Source organism: Pseudomonas sp. B21-047 (assembly GCF_024748775.1).
GTDB classification, from domain to species: Bacteria; Pseudomonadota; Gammaproteobacteria; order Pseudomonadales; family Pseudomonadaceae; genus Aquipseudomonas; species Aquipseudomonas capeferrum.
Window position 1 is genome coordinate 4,063,560 of record NZ_CP087169.1, and the last position, 19,414, is coordinate 4,082,973.

The 19,414-nt window shown below is 65.7% G+C and carries 15 protein-coding genes; 9 read left to right on the top strand and 6 right to left on the bottom strand.

Features of this window, described 5'->3' with window-relative positions:
* Positions 1–114: 114 nt before the first annotated feature.
* Positions 115–591: a sigma-70 family RNA polymerase sigma factor gene (locus LOY26_RS18470; protein ID WP_033699303.1), complete on the bottom strand. Its 477-nt coding sequence runs from the start codon at positions 589–591 to the stop codon at positions 115–117.
* 231 nt (positions 592–822) lie between these two features.
* Between LOY26_RS18470 and LOY26_RS18475 the strand changes: the two genes are divergently transcribed.
* Genes LOY26_RS18475 through LOY26_RS18485 form a run of 3 tightly spaced genes read left to right on the top strand, consistent with a single transcriptional unit; the run spans position 823 to position 5,367 of the window.
* Positions 823–1,995 carry an efflux RND transporter periplasmic adaptor subunit gene (locus LOY26_RS18475; RefSeq protein ID WP_047581288.1) on the top strand — a complete coding sequence of 391 codons (1,173 nt, stop codon included), beginning with the start codon at positions 823–825 and terminating at the stop codon, positions 1,993–1,995.
* The gene (locus LOY26_RS18480) at positions 1,996–3,960 is read left to right on the top strand and encodes a MacB family efflux pump subunit (protein ID WP_033699307.1); all 1,965 of its coding nucleotides are present in this window, start codon (positions 1,996–1,998) and stop codon (positions 3,958–3,960) included.
* Between the two features lie 3 nt (positions 3,961–3,963).
* A complete protein-coding gene (locus LOY26_RS18485) occupies positions 3,964–5,367 on the top strand; it encodes an efflux transporter outer membrane subunit (protein WP_186663291.1) in 1,404 nt (467 codons plus the stop codon).
* A 58-nt stretch (positions 5,368–5,425) separates the two neighbouring features.
* Here LOY26_RS18485 and LOY26_RS18490 read toward each other — a convergent pair whose 3' ends face one another.
* On the bottom strand, positions 5,426–7,051 hold the full coding sequence (locus LOY26_RS18490) for a PvdJ/PvdD/PvdP-like protein (RefSeq protein ID WP_186663293.1): 1,626 nt from the start codon (positions 7,049–7,051) through the stop codon (positions 5,426–5,428).
* Between the two features lie 198 nt (positions 7,052–7,249).
* Here LOY26_RS18490 and LOY26_RS18495 point away from each other — a divergent pair, with 198 nt between their 5' ends.
* Positions 7,250–8,596 carry a dipeptidase gene (locus LOY26_RS18495; RefSeq protein WP_095063696.1) on the top strand — a complete coding sequence of 449 codons (1,347 nt, stop codon included), beginning with the start codon at positions 7,250–7,252 and terminating at the stop codon, positions 8,594–8,596.
* A 16-nt stretch (positions 8,597–8,612) separates the two neighbouring features.
* The gene (locus tag LOY26_RS18500; RefSeq protein ID WP_258713972.1) at positions 8,613–9,893 is read left to right on the top strand and encodes an aminotransferase class V-fold PLP-dependent enzyme; all 1,281 of its coding nucleotides are present in this window, start codon (positions 8,613–8,615) and stop codon (positions 9,891–9,893) included.
* A gap of 35 nt (positions 9,894–9,928) precedes the next feature.
* Here LOY26_RS18500 and LOY26_RS18505 read toward each other — a convergent pair whose 3' ends face one another.
* A complete protein-coding gene (locus tag LOY26_RS18505; protein WP_186663298.1) occupies positions 9,929–10,897 on the bottom strand; it encodes an alpha/beta hydrolase in 969 nt (322 codons plus the stop codon).
* 142 nt (positions 10,898–11,039) lie between these two features.
* Here LOY26_RS18505 and LOY26_RS18510 point away from each other — a divergent pair, with 142 nt between their 5' ends.
* The gene (locus LOY26_RS18510) at positions 11,040–12,161 is read left to right on the top strand and encodes a cupin-like domain-containing protein (protein ID WP_186657206.1); all 1,122 of its coding nucleotides are present in this window, start codon (positions 11,040–11,042) and stop codon (positions 12,159–12,161) included.
* A gap of 162 nt (positions 12,162–12,323) precedes the next feature.
* On the opposite strand, the gene LOY26_RS18515 is transcribed toward LOY26_RS18510, so the two are convergent.
* From LOY26_RS18515 to LOY26_RS18525, 3 genes are all read right to left on the bottom strand, one after another.
* Complete coding sequence (locus tag LOY26_RS18515) at positions 12,324–13,715, bottom strand: aspartate aminotransferase family protein (protein WP_033699319.1); 1,392 nt, start codon at positions 13,713–13,715, stop codon at positions 12,324–12,326.
* A 175-nt stretch (positions 13,716–13,890) separates the two neighbouring features.
* Entirely contained in the window at positions 13,891–15,213 is a 1,323-nt protein-coding gene (locus LOY26_RS18520) for an ATP-binding protein (protein ID WP_186657202.1), read from the bottom strand.
* Entirely contained in the window at positions 15,210–15,893 is a 684-nt protein-coding gene (locus tag LOY26_RS18525; protein ID WP_033699321.1) for a response regulator transcription factor, read from the bottom strand. The genes LOY26_RS18520 and LOY26_RS18525 overlap by 4 nt, the downstream gene beginning before the upstream one ends.
* Before the next feature lie 162 nt (positions 15,894–16,055).
* On the opposite strand from LOY26_RS18525, the gene dsbD reads away from it, so the two are divergent.
* From dsbD to dsbG, 3 genes are read left to right on the top strand one after another with little or no spacing between them, the layout of a single operon-like run.
* Complete coding sequence (gene dsbD, locus LOY26_RS18530) at positions 16,056–17,768, top strand: protein-disulfide reductase DsbD (protein WP_258713973.1); 1,713 nt, start codon at positions 16,056–16,058, stop codon at positions 17,766–17,768.
* Positions 17,768–18,604, top strand: coding sequence for a TlpA family protein disulfide reductase (locus tag LOY26_RS18535; RefSeq protein ID WP_033699325.1), 837 nt, complete (start codon positions 17,768–17,770; stop codon positions 18,602–18,604). The genes dsbD and LOY26_RS18535 overlap by 1 nt, the downstream gene beginning before the upstream one ends.
* Before the next feature lies 1 nt (position 18,605).
* Positions 18,606–19,367, top strand: a complete 762-nt coding sequence (gene dsbG / locus LOY26_RS18540) for a thiol:disulfide interchange protein DsbG (protein WP_033699327.1) — start codon at positions 18,606–18,608, stop codon at positions 19,365–19,367.
* The last annotated feature ends 47 nt before the right edge of the window (positions 19,368–19,414 follow it).

The window sequence follows — 19,414 nt, forward strand, 5'->3', positions numbered from 1 at the left end:
TAACGGCAATCGCCAAAGCTATGCCTGGCTGGGGTCTCTCTTGATAGTTGTCGGGAAACCCGCAGAAATCAAGTGACGGGGTGACGGAATTTTCATCCGCCTTTCACCCGTTTTTCAGGATTCCCACTCGCGCATGCGCACACGGCAGTGCTTCATGGCATTGACGATGTGCTTTTCAACCACACTGCGGGACACCCCCAGATGCTCGGCAATCTGCTGATGCGACAGGCCATCGAGCTTGCGCAGCAGGAAGCAGTCGCGACAAACCTTGCCCAGTTCATCCAGGGCGCGCTGCATCAGCGCCAGGCGCTGGTCGAGCTGCATGTCGTGGGTGAGTGCCGGGCTGTGCCAGCGCTCGTCGCTGTCGAGCACCTCCAGCGGTTCGGCCTGACGCACCTGGTGGCGCCGGTGACGATCGACCACCAGATTGAGCGCTGTGCGGTAGAGAAAGGCACGCGGATGCTCGATCCGTTCGGCATCGGTACGTTCCAGTACCCGCAGATAGGCATCGTGCGCGACGTCTTCGGCAGCCTGACGACTGCCCAGGCGCGCGGAGAGGAAGCCCACCAGTTCGCGATAGTAATGTTCCACGACGTTACCTGAGGTCGTCCTGCCTGCCTTTGCCAGAAAGCCGTTTCGGGCAGCTACGCGGGACTGAGTGATGTCAACGTGCGATAGTACAAACTATAATTATTCTCAGCAACACGGCATCCTCCCCTCCGATCACGCTAAATCCGTACCGTCAGCCTTCGTCTAACTGGGACCTCAGTGCGCGCCGCTTTCTTGGCTGTGCGTGGCCATCACCCCTGGCTGGAAGTCTGCATGAGACGTTTACCCCACACCCGCCGTCGGATACTGCTCGGTGGCTTGGCCCTGCTAAGCCTGGGCAGCTTGCTGGCCTGGAAGACCCTGCCCTTCGGCGCGCAGCCGTTCAGCACGGTCGCCGTCACCCGCACCGACATCGAAAGCAGCGTCACCGCCTTGGGCACCCTGCAGCCGCGGCGCTACGTCGACGTGGGTGCCCAGGCTTCCGGGCAGATCCATAAATTGCACGTCGAAGCCGGCGACCCGGTGCGCAAAGGCCAGTTGCTGGTCGAGATCGACCCCTCCACCCAGCAAGCCAGGCTCGACGCCGGGCGCTATTCGATCGACAACCTCAAGGCCCAGCTGGCCGAGCAGCGCGCACAGTTTCAACTGGCCCAGCAGCAGCTCAAGCGTCAGCGCGACCTGGCCGCCGCCGGGGCAACCCGCGACGAAGACGTCCAGGCCGCCGATGCCCAACTCAAGGTGACCCAGGCACGCATCGAAATGTTCCAGGCGCAGATCCGCCAGGCCCAGGCCAACCTGCGCAGTGACGAGGCGGAGCTGGGCTATACGCGGATCTATGCGCCCATGGACGGCACCGTGGTGGCGGTCGATGCCCGTGAAGGCCAGACCCTCAACGCGCAACAGCAGACGCCGTTGATCCTGCGCATCGCCAAGCTTTCGCCCATGACCGTCTGGGCCCAGGTATCGGAAGCCGACATCGGCAAGGTCAAACCCGGCATGACCGCCTACTTCACCACCCTGGCCGGCGGCAAACGCCGCTGGACCAGCACGGTGCGGCAGATTCTGCCAATCCCGCCCAAGCCGCTGGACCAGACCAGCCAGGGCGGTGGCAGCCCGGCCAGCGCCGTCAATGGCACCACCGGCAGCCAAGTGGTGCAGTACACCGTGCTGCTGGACGTCGACAACCCGGACGGCGCCCTGATGGCCGAGATGACCACCCAGGTGTTCTTTGTCGCAGGCCAGGCCAGCCAGGTGCTGACCGTGCCACTTGCGGCGCTGGACGACAGCGAAGGCCTGCGCCTCGCCCGGGTACTCAACAGCAAAGGCGAAGTGGAACAGCGCCAGGTGCGTACCGGCCTGAGCGACCGCCTGCGGGTGCAGGTGCTCGACGGCCTCAGCGAAGGCGAACGCCTGGTCATCGGCGCCCCCAGCGTCAGCGGAGGTTGAATGACGACGCCCCTGATCGAACTGATCGACATCCGCAAGTCCTACGGCGGCGTCGATACCCCCAAGGTCGACATCCTCCAGGGCATCAGCCTGAGCATTCACCCTGGCGAATTCGTCGCCATCGTCGGTGCATCCGGTTCAGGCAAATCGACGCTGATGAACATCCTCGGCTGCCTCGACCGGCCAACCGCCGGCAGTTATCACTTTGCCGGCAAGGACGTGGCCGAGCTGGACAGCGACGAGCTGGCCTGGTTGCGCCGCGAAGCCTTTGGCTTCGTGTTCCAGGGCTACCACCTGATCCCCTCGGGCTCGGCGCAGGAGAACGTCGAGATGCCGGCCATTTACGCCGGCATCGCCGCCAGTGAGCGCCACGCGCGCGCAACCGCCCTGCTCACCCGCCTTGGCCTGGCAAGCCGCACCGGCAACCGCCCGCACCAGTTGTCCGGCGGCCAGCAACAACGGGTGTCAATTGCCCGGGCGCTGATGAACGGCGGCCACATCATCCTCGCCGACGAACCCACCGGCGCGCTCGACAGCCACAGCGGCACCGAAGTCATGGCGCTGCTCGACGAACTGGCCAGCCAGGGCCATGTAATCATCCTGATCACCCACGACCGCGAAGTGGCGGCGCGGGCGCAACGGGTCATCGAAATACGTGATGGCCTGATCATCAGCGATTCGGCCGCCGAGCATACCCCCGTCAACACCGACCAAGGGCTGCAGGCCGACGACCTGCGCCAGCGCCTGGACCGCGGCGCGACCCTGCGCGGGGCATGGAAAGGTGAACTGATCGAAGCCCTGCAGGCGGCCTGGCGGGTGATGTGGGTCAACCGCTTTCGCACCGCATTGACGCTGCTCGGCATTGTCATCGGGGTGGCCTCGGTGGTGGTCATGCTGGCCGTCGGCGAAGGCAGCAAGCGTCAGGTCATGGCGCAAATGGCGGCATTCGGCTCGAACATCCTCTACCTCAACGGCAAGCCGGCAACGCTTGGCGAGCAGGCCGGCACCATCACCCTCGACGACGTCGCCGCCATCGGCGAACTGCCCCAGGTCAAACACGTCATGCCTGTGATCGGCGAGAAGATGATGGTGCGCCACGGCAACAACAGCCAGCAGTTCTATGTCGGCGGCAACAACACCTGGTTCCCGGAGATCTTCAACTGGCCAGCGGTCGAGGGCGCCTTCTACACCGAGGCCGACGAAGCCAATGCGGCGGCCGTGGCAGTGATCGGCCAAAAGGTCCGGGAAAAGATGCTCGACCCCGGGCGCGACCCGTTGGGGCAGTACATCCTGATTGGCAACGTGCCGTTCCAGGTCGTCGGCATCCTCGCCGGCAAGGGCGCCAGTTCCGGCGACCAGGACAGCGACGGGCGCATCGCGGTGCCCTACTCCGCCGCGGCGATCCGCCTGTTTGGCCAGCGTGACCCGGACTACATCACCGTTGCCGCCCTCGACTCCACACGGGTCAACGAAGCCGAAGCGGCCATCGATCAGCTGCTGCGCCAGCGCCACCAAGGCCGTCAGGACTTCGAGCTGACCAACGATGCAGCATTGATCCAGGCCGAAGCACGCACGCAGAACAGCCTGTCGCTGATGCTGGGGGCGATCGCCGCAATTTCACTGCTGGTGGGTGGCATCGGAGTGATGAACATCATGCTCATGACCGTGCGCGAACGCACCCGTGAAATTGGCATCCGCATGGCCACCGGCGCGCGTCAGCGCGACATCCTACGGCAGTTTCTGAGCGAGGCCGTGATGCTGTCGATGGTGGGCGGCATTGCCGGCATCGTCCTGGCCCTGGCCATTGGCGGCGGCCTGATGCTGGCCGAGATCGCCGTGGCCTTTGCCCTGCCTGCCATATTCGGCGCGTTCGCCTGCGCTGTCGTCACCGGCATCGTGTTCGGCTTCATGCCGGCCCGCAAGGCCGCCCGACTCGACCCGGTCAAAGCCCTTACCAGCGAATAACCCATGACTCTGCCAAGCCGTATCAGCCTGTTGACCTTGTGCCTGAGCCTCGCCGCTTGCAGCACGCCCCCTACTCCCGAAAGCGGCATCACTGCACCGCAAGCCTGGCAAGGCGAGGTCGAGCCGTCATCTGCCCAACTGCCGTCAGCACAATGGTGGCGTGCCTTCGCCAGTAGCGAGCTGGACCGCCTGGTCGAGCGCGCCCGGCTCAACGCCCACGACCTGGCGGCTGCCACGGCACGGGTGCGCCAAGCCCAGGCCCAGGCTGTTATCGCTGGCGCGCCGTTGCTGCCCGAACTGAACCTGGGCCTGGATGGCAGCCGCCAACGCCTGTTGCATGGCAAAGGCAACGACCAGCTGGACGTCAGCAGCAACGAGCGCACCAGTACCTCCTTCGACCTGAAACTCAGTGCCAGCTACGAGATCGATTTCTGGGGCGGCCTGCGCGCCGCCCGCACCAGCGCGATGCACAGCCTCGACGCCAGCCGCTTCGATCGGCAAACCGTCGAACTGACCCTGGTCAGCGCCGTGGCCGACAGCTATCTGCAAGGCCTTGCCCTGGCAGAACAGTTGAACATCGCCCGGCTCAACCTGCGCAATGCGCGTGATGTACTGGGCCTGGTCGAAGCCCGCCAGCGCGCAGGTTCGGCCACGCGCCTGGAGCTGGCCCAGCAGCGCAGCCTGGTGGCCGCCCAGGAGCGACAGGTGCCGTTGCTTGAACAGAAATGGCAAGACAGCCAGGTCACCTTGGCCACGCTGCTGGGCGACCCGGTCCAGGCCCTGCCGCCCAGCCGTGAAGCGATCGATGCCCTGCAGTGGCCAGCCATCGGCAGTGGCATCCCCAGCGAGCTGCTAAGCCGTCGCCCGGACATCGCCGCAGCCGAAGCACGGCTGGCAGCGGCAAGCGCCGACGTACAGGTGGCCAGGGCCGCCATGCTGCCGAAGCTGACCCTGGGGGCCAATCTGGGCAGCGGCGCCAATACCTTTGCGCGTGTCTTCGACAGCTCGTTCTACACCCTCACTGCGGGGCTGGTCGCGCCGGTCTTCAACAACGGCCGGTTAAGGGCCTCGCGCGACCTGGCGGAAGCCGAACAGGTCGAACTGTTGGAGACTTACCGGGGCAGCATCCTGGCGGGTTTCGCCGATGTCGAAAAAGCGCTCAACGCTATTCATGGCGTGGACCGCCAGCGCCAGTGGCAGGACGAGGAGGTGCAGCAGGCGCGCCTGGCTTTTGACCTGGCCCAGCAGCGTTATGGTGCAGGCGCCGAGACCCTGCTCAGCGTGCTGGAAACCCAGCGCACGTTGTACCTGGCGCAAGATCAGCAGGCGCAGTTACGGCTGGCACGGTTGCAAGGGAGTGTGGCGCTGTACAAGGCGTTGGGGGGTGGGTGGAAGGTTGGGCAGTAGCTGGGCGTAGGGCGCTACAAAATTACCGCCTACGCCCCGAGGCTACCCCCAACCGATATCAACGCCCCCGCACGCCCACCTTCAGATTCCGCGCATACCAAGGCCGCTGTGGCACCTTGGGCCGCAACGTGCCAAACAGGTCCTCATCGCTATAGATAATGCGCAAGGCCAGCTTCATCGTTTCCGGGTCCATCTCCACACTGCGCCCCGGCCGCAACCCCGGCACCGTAGAGCACCCGTGCGTATCAGGCCCCAACCAAGGGTCGGCCACTTCAACCCAGCGCCCTGGCGCAAACCAAGGCACACCATTGATCTCAAGGCGCCGCACCTCACCGGGGTGAACCCGCTCATGGGCCCGAAACCAGTCCTCGATGCGGTCGTCGATCCAGCCATGAAACTGCCAGAACACCGGGTTCACGTGGGATGAAAACGGGTCGCCAAGAAAGTCGTTCTCCGCCGCGAACCAGCGCAAGGCGAAATCGTCAGGCGTGCGCGCCGTCGGCACCGGCATGCCGTTGCCAGGGTCACGCGGCACCGAAGCCCAACGCATGTGCAGCCAGTCATGCAGGCCCAGCTCCACTTCCGAACCGAACTGGCCCAAGGTCAACGTGCTCAGGTATTCAGGGTCACTGTAACGCGACTCCCAGACCTGGAAGTTGCCATGGTAGGTATCCGGGCTCTTGATGTCGCGCACCCACTGGGTGTATTGCGCGTCGCCGCTCGCCAGCCAGGTGGGCGGCAAGGCATTGCCGTCGTGGTTGTCGAAATAGCGGGCGAAGCCTGCGCGGTCGCGCTCAAGCTCCGGCTGTGGCTGCGGAAACCGCGCCCATGAAGGCAGGTCCTGCAAGGCTCGCGCGCTGCCGAGCATATGCCGGTGCATGAAAAAGAAGTCTTCGCCCGAGCCGTTGCGGTCCTTGTGCCGGCCACGCGCGTCACGCTCCCGCTCACGCGGCCCCGGCTGCCAGCCCAAGCCGCGCAGGGCGGCATGTTTGTCCTTGTCCAGCTTGTGCCATTTGTCACGCGAGGCATGCCACAACTGGTGAAACAGACGGTGCTCCGGGGTGATCAGCCAGGCCAGCAACTGCGGGCTCAGTGGCGTGCGCTCACGCGCCTCGGGGAAGGTGTGCTTGAGCGCCAGAAAGTGGTTGTCCTGCACTGGCAACGCCAGCGCACGGTCCAGTTGCGCAATGCGCCCATTGAGGGTTGCTGGCCCGGCATTGCCGAAGCGGCCCCAGACCTCGTCGATGACGATATGGCATTCATAGCGCGCCTGCGTTTCGCCTGGCTGGGTCGAGAACAAGCGCCAGCGCAAGGTGCCTGGTTTGTCTGCCAGCAGGTCGCCCACCACCCGGTAGCGCGGCTGCTCATCACTGCGCAGACGCTCGGGGGTGTCCAGATAACCACGCAGCGCCCGCCCACTGGGTGCAACATCCAGGAACAACTCCAGTTCGCCGTCAGGCAAGCCTTGCAGGCCCGCGTCCTTGCCCTGCAAGGTCCAGCGCCAGATCCCGCGCAAGGTGTCACCCAACTGCTGCAACGGTGTATCGGCCAGTTCGACGACCGCCTCGCCGGGGGTTTCCGGGAACGCTTCGGCGGCCCATTGGCGCTGGGCATACCACGCACCGGGCACCACCGCGCCCGTCAATGCCACACCGGCGATGAACCCACGTCGAGAAATCGTCATTGCAACTACCTGTGCATTGATTGCGGCCATGGAGCACGGCCCGTCCAAGGCTAGAACGTTGTACACAGCGCAAAATTTACCGTTGCTGGCGCAGACGAGCCGCCGTGGCTGGCTAAATTTCCACACGGCAGGCTCGTTCACTCCAGGTAGCGGCGGCCTCTGTGCCCATCCCTCGACGGTGAACCTACTGAGACCAAGATGACGACTCCACGCTGGAAGAAAGCCCTGTTTATCAGCCTGGCCGCGGCCGTGACCGCAGGTGCCGGTTTTGCCGCCTGGCACTACTTCAACACGCCGGCAGGCTACTCCAGAGAAGTGGTGCGCCAGGCCAACGACCTGCAGGAACGCATCATCTCGTTCGACAGCCATGTCACCCTGCCGCTGACCTTCGGCACCGAAGGCAGCGAGGCTGACAAAGACGGCAACGGCCGCTTCGACCTCGCCAAGGCCGCCCGCGGGCGGTTGTCCGGCGCCGCACTGACCATTTTCGCCTGGCCCGAATCCTGGACCGGCGACGATGGCCCGCACCGGCCGACCGCCGGCTTCGTCGAAGCCGCGCGCCACACCCAGGAAGTGCGCTACAACGCCATCGACGCCATGGTCCGCGACTTCCCCGAGCAGGTCGGTATCGCCTACACCCCGCAAGACATGCGGCGCCTGCATGGCGAGGGCAAGTTCGCAGTGTTCCTCAGCATGCTCAATGCCTATGCCCTGGGCGACGACATCGATCAGCTGGACCGCTGGGCCGCACGCGGCGTGCGCATGTTCGGCTTCAGCTATGTGGGCAACAACAGCTGGGCCGACTCTTCGCGCCCGCTGCCGTTCTTCAATGACACCGCCGATGCCCTGGACGGCCTTTCGCCGGTCGGCAAACGTGCCGTGCAGCGGCTCAACGACCTGGGCGTGATCATCGATGTGTCGCAGATGTCGAGCAAGGCGCTGGCCCAGGCCATCAGCCTCAGCCGCGCGCCCGTGGTGGCTTCGCATTCGGCCCCGCGGGCCATGGTCGATATCGCCCGTAACCTGTCCGACAAGGAGATGCAACTGATCAAGGACAGCGGTGGCGTGATCCAACTGGTGGCGTTCTCAACCTATCTCAAGCCGCTGAGCCCCAAGACCCAGGGCAAACTCAACGACCTGCGCGCCCGCTACGACCTGCCGCCACTGGCCAACCTCAACTACGCGTTGATGCCGGGCGACCCGGTCATCGCCGGCTGGCCCGAACAGAAAGTGGGCCAGTACGCCAACGCGCTGTACGGGATCCTCGACGAAGAACCAGCGGCCACGCTCAAGGACTTTGGCGACGCCATCGACTACACGGTGCGCAAGGTGGGCATCGACCATGTGGGCCTGAGCTCGGACTTCAACGAAGGCGGCGGCATCGACGGCTGGCACGACGCCAGCGAAGCGCGCAACGTGACCGCCGAGCTGATCAGCCGCGGTTATTCCGAGGCCGATATCGCCAAGCTCTGGGGCGGCAACTTCCTGCGCGTGTGGGAACAGGTGCAGCACGCCGCACAACCCGCCACCACCTCGTCCCGATAAGCCTGCGAGTGCCTTCATGAACCATCGCCGTACCTTTCTCAAGCAGGCAGGCCTCCTGGCCGCCGCCCTGCCCTTGGCCAGCCAGTGGCTGCCGGGCGCACACGCCGCGTCGCCAGCTGCAGGTGGCGACGCCTGGGCAGGTTTTCGCAGCCTGTTCGAGCTGGACCCGGAGTACGCGCACTTCGCCAACTTCCTGATCACCTCACACCCAAAGCCCGTGCGCGAAGCCATCGAAGCCCTGCGCGCGAGCTTCGACCGGCACCCGGCACGCATGGTCGACTGGGACAGCCAGTCGGAGTGGAAGCACGAAGCCGCCGTGCGCGAGTGGGCGGGCCGCTACCTGGAAGTGAACTCTCGGCAGATCGCCCTGACCGGCAGCACCACAGAAGGCCTGGGCCTGATCTATGGCGGCCTGAAGCTTGCGCCGGGGCAGGAGATCCTCACCACCGTGCACGAGCATTCGGCGGCGCGCCATACCCTTGGCTTTCGCACCGCGCGCGATGGCACGCCGGTGCGCAGGTTGCGCCTGTTCGAAAACCCCGCGTTGGTCAGCACTGACCAGGTACTGGGCACCCTCGCTGCGGCCATCAGCCCCAAGACCCGCGTGCTGGGCATGACCTGGGTGCATTCGGGCAGCGGTGTGAAGCTGCCTGTCGGCGAGATCGGCGCACTGGTGCGCGAGGTCAATCGGCAGCGCGACGAGCGCGATCAAATTATCTATGTGATCGACGGCGTGCATGGCTTCGGCGTCGAGGACATGCGCTTTGCCGACCTGAACTGCGACTACTTCATCGCCGGCACCCACAAGTGGATGTTCGGGCCACGCGGCACCGGGATCATCTGCGCGGCCTCCACCGAGCTCAAGCACCTGAACCCGACCATCGCCACGTTTTCCGAGAATGAAGACTTCGCCACCGTGATGACCCCCGGCGGCTACCATGCCTTCGAGCACCGCTGGGCGCTGGGCAAGGCGTTCGAACTGCACCTGCAGCAGGGTAAGGCGAAGGTCCAGGCGCGTATTCATGGGCTCAACGACTACCTGAAGCAACGCCTTGAGGCGCTTGAGGCGGTCGAGCTGGTGACGCCCCGTAGTGCTCATTACTCGGCAGGTTTCACCTTCTTCAGGGTCAAGGGTCAGGAGGCAGATGACGTGGCTGGGCACCTGAACAGCCAGCGCATTGTCGTCGATGCCGTGTCGCGTGATGCCGGGCCGGTGGTGCGTACCGCGCCTGGGTTGCTCAATACAGAAGCCGAGATCGACCGGCTAGTCGATGTGCTGGGACGGCGGGTGCGCTGAGCTGCAGGAAGGGGCGCAAAGCGCCCCCGGCAATCTCAAGCCTTATCCCCAACCCCCTCCAGCCAACGCCCCACATCCTGGTAGATATCGCCCACCTGCCCAACAATCCCCGACATGCGCAAAAAGTCATGGGTCAGCCCCTCGACCCGGGCAAACGTCACCTCGGTCCCGCCCGCCACCAACCAATCACGGTAGGCAATCCCTTCGTCATGCAACGGATCGTACTCGGCGACGAACAGATAAGCCGGCGCCAACGGCGCGCGCAGCGTCGACAGCAAGGGCGACACGCGCCAGTCCAGGCGCTGCTCTGGCTGCGGCGCATAGTGCTGGTAGAACCACTCCAGGGTAGGCGTTTCCAGCAGGTAGCCCTCGGCATGTTGGCGATGGGACTCGCGCTGGCAGGAAATATCGGTCACCGGGTAGAACAGCAACTGTGCCAGCGGCTTGAACGCCAACGCCTCAGGCTGTTCGACCGCGGTGATGGCCAGTACCGCAGCCAGGCTGGCGCCGACGCTGTCCCCCGCCAGCACCACTCGGCGAGTGTCCAGCCCCAGCGCTGGCGCCTGTTCGGCCAGCCAGTTGGCGGCATCCAGCACATCGTGCAGCGCCACCGGAAACGGCTGTTCCGGTGCCAGTCGGTAGTCCGCCGCCAGCACTGCGAACGCGCCCATGGCTGCCAGACGGCGGCACACCGAATCATGCGAGTCGAGGCTGCCTACAACGTAGCCGCCGCCGTGCAGGTAGAAAATAACCGGCTGCAAAGCACCGCCCGCGTCGTCCGCGCGGTACAGCCGTGCTGGCAGGCTGGCGCCATCACGCGCCGGGACGTTCAGCTCGCTCACCTGCAGGCTGCCGGGCGGGCTGGGGTCGAGCACTTGCGAGCTGCCCTCGAACTCCGCCCGGGCCTGGGCCACGTCCATCGCGTGCATGGGCAGGCTTCTGCCCGTCAACCGGCCAAATTCGACCAGCTCCAGAAAACCCGCCAGATCAGGGTGCAATGCCATGTTGGATCCTTGCTTGAACAATGTGACTCGGCTATCCCTACGGAACGTAGAAGGCCCCGCGAAAATTAGCGGCAGGCACGGCTAAATCGACGACGGACACACTCGTTATCCCTTCACAACGAAACCCCGTCAGAGGCTAACCGTGGACCTTCAGAGCATCCTCAGCAAACTGTTCGCCAACGCCCATGCCGTCGGCATCGAAGGCGTGTTCCAGTTCGTCTTCGGCCAGGACCGGGCCTTCTGGTCGGAAGTGCGCGACACCAGCCGCACGGGCGCGGGCCGGCACAGCACCCCGGATGTCACCATCGAAGTGGCCGAGCGCGACTTCCTCGGCATCATGGGCGGCACGGCCAATGTCGAGGAACTGTTCGCCAGCGCACGCCTGAAAATCACCGGCAACATGGGCCTGGCTACCTTGCTGCCGCAGATCATCAACAACGCCCGCAAGGGTGCGGCGCCGGCCAAGGTGGCGATGAACCAGCGCTACCCCACGCCGGCACGCCTCAGCGAACGGGTTTCGGCGGCGCTGCCAGTGCAGCGCGAGGTGCTGCGCATAGCCCGGGCCGACATGCCGCTGTCGCGCTTTCAAAGCGAGTTTCTGCTGCATGGCACCCCTGTGGTACTCGGCGACGCCCTGCAGGACTGGCCACTGTTCAGCATGGGCCGCGAGGCTTCGCTCGAGCATTTCGCCGAGCTGCAGGGCATTACCCGGCATGGTGACTACGTCAAGAAAACCTTCTCCACCGACCGCGACTTCCGCTCGACCTCCATGGCCGACTTCATCGCTTCGCTGGACAAACCGGCCAAGCCTGGCGAGACACCGGCCTACATGGGCAACAACATCGTCCCGGAAAAACTCCTGACACTGATCCGCTTTCCGGATTACTTCGAGCGCCAGCGCTTCATCTCGCCCCGTATCTGGATCGGCCCCAAGGGCACCCTGACGCCCCTGCATCGCGACGACACCGACAACCTGTTCGCCCAGGTCTGGGGCCAGAAGTCGTTCATCCTCGCCGCACCTCACCATCGGGCAGCGCTGGGCACCTGGTCGACCAGCCCCAAAGGGGGCCTGGACGGCTGTGACTTCAACCCCGACGCGCCAGACTACCAACGCTTCCCGGCGGCGCGCGAGGTGCCCTTCCTGCGCGTGGTGCTGCAGGCCGGTGACCTGTTGTTCCTGCCAGAAGGCTGGTTCCATCAGGTGGAGTCGGTGTCCACCTCGTTGTCGGTGAACTTCTGGGTGAACTCCGGGCGCGGCTGGTAGCCGCCCTTGCGGGGGTTAATTTGCGGTGGCGTCGGCTCGCTTCTAGAGAAACCCGCTTGCAAGAGGACGCCCGCATGGCCACCCCCACCCGCCTGCCCTTTCACGCTGCAGGGTGTCAACGGCCCCACCTTGGCCGGGGCCGCAACGCGGCCCCGGCATGTGTCAGACCGCTGCTTTCAGGGCCTCGGCAAACCGCTGCGCCACCTCGTCGATCTGCTCGCCACTGATAATCAGCGGTGGCAGGAAGCGCACCACTGCACCGTGGCGCCCACCCAACTCCAGGATCAGGCCACGCTTGAGGCATTCACGCTGAACCTTGGGCGCCAACTCGCGGTTGGCCACAGGGTGCCCCAGGGCATCGCGTAGGCCGTGCGGGTCGACCAGCTCTACCCCGAGCATCAGCCCACGGCCCCGGATATCGCCCAACTGCGGATAATCCCGCTGCAGGTGCAGCAAGTGCTGGCGCAGGCGCTGGCCCATGGCCTCGGCGTGCTCGGCCAGGCGATGTTCGACCAGGTAATGGATCACCGCCGAGCCTGCGGCCATGGCCATCTGGTTGCCACGGAAGGTGCCGGCATGGGCGCCTGGCTTCCAGGTGTCCAGCCAGTCGCGGTACACCACCACCGCCAGCGGCAGGCTGCCGCCGATGGCCTTGGACAAGGTCACCACGTCCGGCACGATACCGGCGTGCTCGAAGGCGAACATCCGCCCGGTGCGGGCGAAGCCACTCTGGATCTCGTCGACGATCAGCGCCACGCCGGCTTGCTCGGTGATCCGTCGCACGCCCTTGAGCCACGCGATATCGGCGGGCACCACGCCACCTTCGCCCTGCACCACTTCGAGGATCACCGCTGCCGGCAGAGGCACGCCGCTTTCAGGGTCGAGCAGCAGGTTCTCTAGGTAATGCAGGTTGGCCTTGACCCCGGCTTCGCCCCCCAGGCCGAACGGGCAACGGTAGTCGTAGGGGTACGGCATGAACTGCACCCCGTTGCCCAGCAGGGCACCCAGCGGCTGTTTCGGCCCGTGGCTGCCCATCAGGCTCAGCGCGCCCTGGCTCATGCCATGGTAGGCGCCCTGGAAGGCCAGCACGGTGCTGCGGCCGGTGGCGCCACGCACCAGTTTGAGCGCCGCTTCAACAGCATCGGTGCCGGTCGGGCCGCAGAACTGCACCTTGGCTTCCCGGCGCAGCGCCTCGGGCAGTACGCCGAACAGGTCCTGGACAAAGCGGTCCTTGACCGGCGTGGTCAGGTCGAGGGTGTGCAGCGGCAGTTCGTCGGCCAGCACTTGCTGGATCGCCTCGATTACCACCGGGTGGTTATGGCCCAGGGCCAAAGTGCCGGCGCCGGCCAGGCAGTCGATGAACTGGCGGCCTTCGACATCCTCGACATGGATGCCACGGGCGCGCTTGAGCGCCAGTGGAATGCGCCGTGGGTAGCTGCGGGCGTTGGATTCCTGTTGCTGCTGGCGTTGCAGCAGCGGCGAATCGGTGAACTCGTACAGGGGTTGCGGCGCACTGGCCGGCAAGACCTGGGCAAGGCGGGTAGCGGTCGACATGGTAGATCCTCGCAAGCAAGCGAAAGTGCCCCGCCACGCCCCTGTAAGCAGATGTGTGCGGGTAGTTGTCGCTTGGGAAACGCTTAAGCGCCGGGAGGATTTAGCGGTTGCTGCGGGATTTTTGTACAGGGTTGTGATGCCTGGGGATTGTATCTGGTTCACCAAGCCAGGAAAATCAACGACCCGAGCGCGCCGGCACCTGCAACAGCACACGCAAGCCATCGCTGCGGCTGTCGAAACGCAAGCTACCGGCGCAACGCTGGACAATCGCCTGGACGATCGCCAAGCCCAGCCCACACCCGCCACTCTGGCCATTGCGCCAGAACCGCTCGGTCAGGTGCTGCAAGTCGTCGTCGGCAATCCCCGGCCCGTGGTCACGCACCATGAAGCCCACCTGGCCGTCAGCCATCTGCACTTCCAGCTCCACCGCGCTTTCGCCACCGTGGCGCAAGGCGTTGTCCAGCAGGTTGCGCAAGGCCGCGACCGCCAGCGGCGCGGGCATGCCCAGGTAGATCTGCGTGGCCTGCTCGGGCAGGCGCAGCACGATCCGCCGGTTGTCGCCGCCGCCGGCATCCTGCACCGCCTGCCGGGCGACCTGCTCGGCGCTGCACTGCACGCCATCCTCGAATGACAGGCTGCCCTCGACACGCGCCAGCATCAGCAGTTGCTCGAGCGTGCGGTGCATGCGATCGGCACCTTGTTCGGCATGCTCCAGCGCCTGCTCGCGCACCGCGCCATCGGTCATGCGCGCCACCTGCAGGTGGGTCTTGATCGCCGTCAGCGGGCTGCGCAATTCATGCGCGGCGTCATCGGTCAGGCGCCGCTCGCGTTCGAGGGTCTGGGCAATGCGCAGGAACAACTGGTTCTGGGTTTCCAGCAGCGGTTGCAGCTCGCTGGGCATGCCGGCCACCTGCAACGGCTCGACACTGTCGGCACGCCGCCGACGCAGGGCGTCGCGCATTCTATTGAGCGGCTCCAGGCCCTTGCCCAGGCCGATCCACAACAGGCCGAGGCTGCCGAGCAACGCCATCAGCACCGGTGCCGAGGCTGCCAGCAGGATCGACTGGTTCAGGGCCTCGCGCTCCATGTGGCGGTCGGCGGTGGTGATGCGCACATCACCGTGGTTGTAGGTAAACGTACGCCACAACGCATCGTCGATGGTCTGGTCACGGAAGCCGCTGCGCTGATCATCCATGGCCCCGTCATGCTTGTGGTTGCTGGCCAGGATCTCGCCCCGCAGTGAACTCACCTGGCAGGCCATGCCGTCCGGCACGCTGAACTGGTCGGCGGAAAAATGCGCATCCTCGCCCTTGGCCGCCAAGGGTTGCGGCAACTGGTCGATCAGCCCGGCAACCATGCGCGCCGAAGCCACCAAGCGCTGGTCGAGGGAAAACATCATCTGCTGGCGCAGGTCGCGCAGCATCCATGCGGCAGCCAGTACCCAGATGATCACGAAGGCACTGCCCAGGATCAGGCTCAGGCGTACCCGCAGGCTCATGGCGCGACCTCCTTCGGTGCCTGCGCAGGGCCAAGCCGGTAGCCCAGGCCACGCACGGTTTCGACGATGCTGTTACCGAGCTTGCGGCGCAAATGGTGAATATGCACATTGAGGGCGTTACTCTCGACCTCGTCACTGAAGCCGTACACGCAATCTTTCAACTGTTCGCTGGACAGCACCCGCCCTGGGTTCTGCAGCAGGGCCTGGAGCAGCGCCTGCTCACGGCGGGAAAGGTCGACCGGCTGGCCGGCCAGGGTCGCTTCGCAGCTGCTGGGGTCATAACGCAGCGGGCCGTGCTCGATGGCATTCACCGCCCGCCCGGCCACACGGCGCAGCAAGGTGTGCAGGCGCGCCGCCAGCTCCCGCAGGTCGAACGGCTTGAGCAGGTAGTCGTCGGCGCCGGCCTGCAGGCCATCGACCCGGTCGGTGACCGCATCGCGTGCCGTGAGCACCAGCACCGGCAGGCTCTCGCCCTGCTGACGCAGGCGCCGCAGCAGCTTGAGGCCGTCTTCATCGGGCAGGCCGAGGTCGAGGATCATCACATCGAACTGCGCCGCCTGGAGCATCGCCCGTGCACCCGCAGCATTGGCGACCCGGTCCACGGTCAAGCCCTGGGCGGTGAGGCCGGCGCAGATGCCGCTGGCGATCAGGTCATCGTCCTCGCAGAGCAGAACGTGCATGGTGGGGCTCCGGGTTGGGTGAGGCAGATACTGCACCACGGGTGGATTAAGTGAAGATTATGGACCTGGCGCGTGCGTTTGGGGGATGTAGGACCGGGTTAACCTTGGGTTAATCGACCCAGGCCAGCATGGCCCACTTCAACGTACTGCCAAGGCGAAGACATGCGTGCCCTCTTTCTGTTCCTGACACTGCTGCTGGCCGGCCCCCTGCAAGCCAATCCGTTCGACGTCAAACCCGACTTCCTGCCGGTCAACCAGGCCTTTGTGCTGAGCCATGACCGCCAGGCCGATGGCCAGATGCGTCTGTTCTTCCAGATCAAGCAAGGCTACTACCTCTACCAGAAGCGCCTGAAGTTCGACGGCCTGCCCGCCGAGCAGCAGCCGCAGTTGCCGCCGGCGCTCAACCACCATGACGAATTCTTCGGCGACAGTGCGGTGTACCGCGACCAGCTCGAACTGCTGATCCCTGCCAACGCAAAAGGCCAGTTGCGCCTGGGCTGGCAGGGCTGTGCCGACGCCGGCCTGTGCTACCCGCCGCAGACCACCGCCATCGACCTGGGTGGCAGCGTGGCCCCTGCCGCCGATCAGGCCAGCGACCAGGCCCTGGCCAGCAACCTGCAGCAGGGCAACCTGGCGTGGGGCCTGCTGGCCTTCTTCGGCCTTGGCCTGCTGCTGGCCTTCACCCCCTGCTCGCTGCCGATGCTGCCGATTCTCGCCGGGCTGGTGCTCGGCAATGGCGCCAGCGCCCGACGCGGCTGGTTGCTGGCCGGGGTGTACGTGCTGAGCATGGCCTTGGTATATGCCGCCCTGGGCGTGGTGGCGGCGCTGCTCGGCGCCAGCCTGCAGGCCTGGTTGCAGCAACCCTGGCTGCTGGGCAGCCTGGCGGCATTGTTCGTGGTGCTGGCGCTGCCGATGTTCGGCGCCTTCGAGTTGCAGCTGCCCGCCGCCCTGCGCGACCGTCTCGACCGCGCCGGGCAAGGTACCCGTGGCGGCAACCTGTACGGTGCCGCGCTGCTCGGGGCGCTCTCCGGCCTGCTGCTCGGCCCGTGCATGACCGCACCGCTGGCCGGGGCGCTGCTGTACATCGCCCAGAGCGGCGACGTGCTGCAGGGCGCGCTGGTGCTGTTCAGCCTTGGCCTGGGGATGGGCGTGCCGCTGCTGTTGCTGGTCACGCTGGGCAATCGCTACCTGCCGCGCCCAGGTGCGTGGATGAACCTGGTCAAGGGCGTGTTCGGCTTCGTGTTCCTGGCCATGGCCCTGTATACCCTGCGCAGCCTGCTGCCACAGGCCCTGCTGCTGGCCCTGAGCGGCGCCTGGCTGATCGCCTTGGCCTGGGCCGCGTGGCCGGCCCTGCAGCGTATGCCTGCGCTGCGCGCGCTGCCTTTGCTGGGCGCGCTGTGGGGCGGGCTGTTGCTGGTCGGTGCAGCGGCCGGGGGCGATGACCTCTGGCAACCCTTGCGGCCGTTCGCCGGGGGTAGCGGGCCTGCGGCGGTGCAACCGGCAGAGGATGCATTCGTGACCGTCAGCCGCCCCGAAGACCTGCAACGAGAGCTGGACGCCGCCAAGGCCCGTGGCCAATGGGTGATGCTCGACTACTATGCCGACTGGTGCGTGTCGTGCAAGGTCATGGAAAAAAAGGTCTTCGCCCGTGCCGACGTACACGCCAGCCTGGCGGGCGTGCACCTGCTGCGCCTGGACGTCACTGCCAACACCCCGGCCAGCCAGGCACTGCTGCAACGCTACCAGGTACCCGGCCCGCCCAGCATCATCTGGGTCGGCCCGGAAGGCGACGAACGCCGTGCGCGACGCATCACCGGTGAAGTGGATGCTGCCGCGTTCCTGCAACACTGGACCCAGACCAGGAGCCAAGGCTGATGCTGACCGTAACCCTCGGGCCATTGACCATGGCCCTCAACCACCTGCTGATGCTCACTGCCCTGGTGATCGCCAGTGTGGTCGGCTGGTGGGTCGCCCGCCGCGGCGGCGAAAGCCCGGAGTCGGCACTCTTCAACCTGTTTCTGATTGGCGTGCTGTGCGCGCGCCTGGGCTTCGTCGTGGCCTACTGGCCGATGTACCGCGATGACCTGGTGCAAGTCATCGACATCCGCGACGGCGGCTTCCTGTTCTGGTCCGGCCTTGCCGGCATCGTGCTCGGCGCGCTCTGGCAAGGCTGGCGACACCCGGGCCTGCGCCGTCCTCTGGGTTGGGCCTTGTTCAGCGGTGCGCTGTTCTGGGGCCTCAGCAGTCTGGGCGGCCACCTGTACAGCAAAGGCACCGAGCTGCCTGAGCTGAGCCTGCGCAACGCCGGCGGGCAGCCCGTGGCGCTGCACAGCTACCGTGGCAAGCCACTGGTCATCAACATCTGGGCCACCTGGTGCCCGCCCTGCCGGCGCGAAATGCCGGTGCTGCAACAGGCCCAAGGTGACTACCCCCACGTAACCTTCCTCTTCGTCAACCAGGGTGAGACGCCCGAGAACGTCAGCACTTTCCTCGCCACCACCGGCCTGAGCCTGACCCACGTGCTGTTCGACGGCGCCGGCCAACTGGCCCAGCGGGTCGGCTCGATGGCCCTGCCTACCACGCTGTTCTACGACAGTAACGGGCGGCTGATCGGCAGCCACCTAGGCGAGCTGTCACGGGCCAGCCTGCGCCACGCCCTGGAACCTTTCGACCGGGCCGCCGCGCCCACCCCTGCCGCACAAGGAAACTGACATGCGATTGACTGCACTGCTGCCCCTGTCCCTGGCCCTGCTGGCCGCCCCGCTGCTGCACGCCGAAGAAGCGCTGCCCAAGGCGATCCAGCAACTGCAAGCCAAGGGGGCCGTGATCAAGGGCAGCTTCGATGCCCCCGATGGCCTGCGCGGTTATGCCGCCGAGTACCAGAACAACGGCATCGCCCTGTACCTGACACCTGACGGCAAGCATGTGCTGGTCGGCAGCCTGTTCGACGAACAAGGCCAGGACCTCAGCGCCGCTCCGTTGGACAAGCTGGTCTACGGGCCGATGAGCAAGGCCATCTGGGCGAAGATGGAAAAAACCGCCTGGATCGCCGATGGCAAGGCCGATGCGCCGCGCATCGTCTACCTGTTCAGCGACCCCAACTGCCCGTACTGCAATATGTTCTGGCAGCAGGCGCGGCCATGGGTGGAATCGGGCAAGGTGCAATTGCGCCATATCATGGTCGGCATCATTCGCGAGGACAGCCCGGGCAAGTCGGCGGCGTTGCTGGCGGCCAAGGACCCGGCCAAGGCGCTGGCACAGCACGAGAAGGCCGGCAAGGCCAGTTCGCTCAAGGCGCTGGAGAAGGTGCCAGAGGCGGTGCAGAAGCAGCTGGAAGGGAATATGGCGTTGATGGAGGAAATGGGGTTGCAAGCAACCCCGGCGATCTTCTATCAGGATGAGCAGGGCAACCTGCAGAGCCAGCAAGGGGCGCCAAGGCCGGAGATGCTGGGGAAGATACTCGGCAAGCGGTAGTGCATGCCGTGGGTATTAGGTGGCGGCGCAGATCGAGCGCCGCCCGC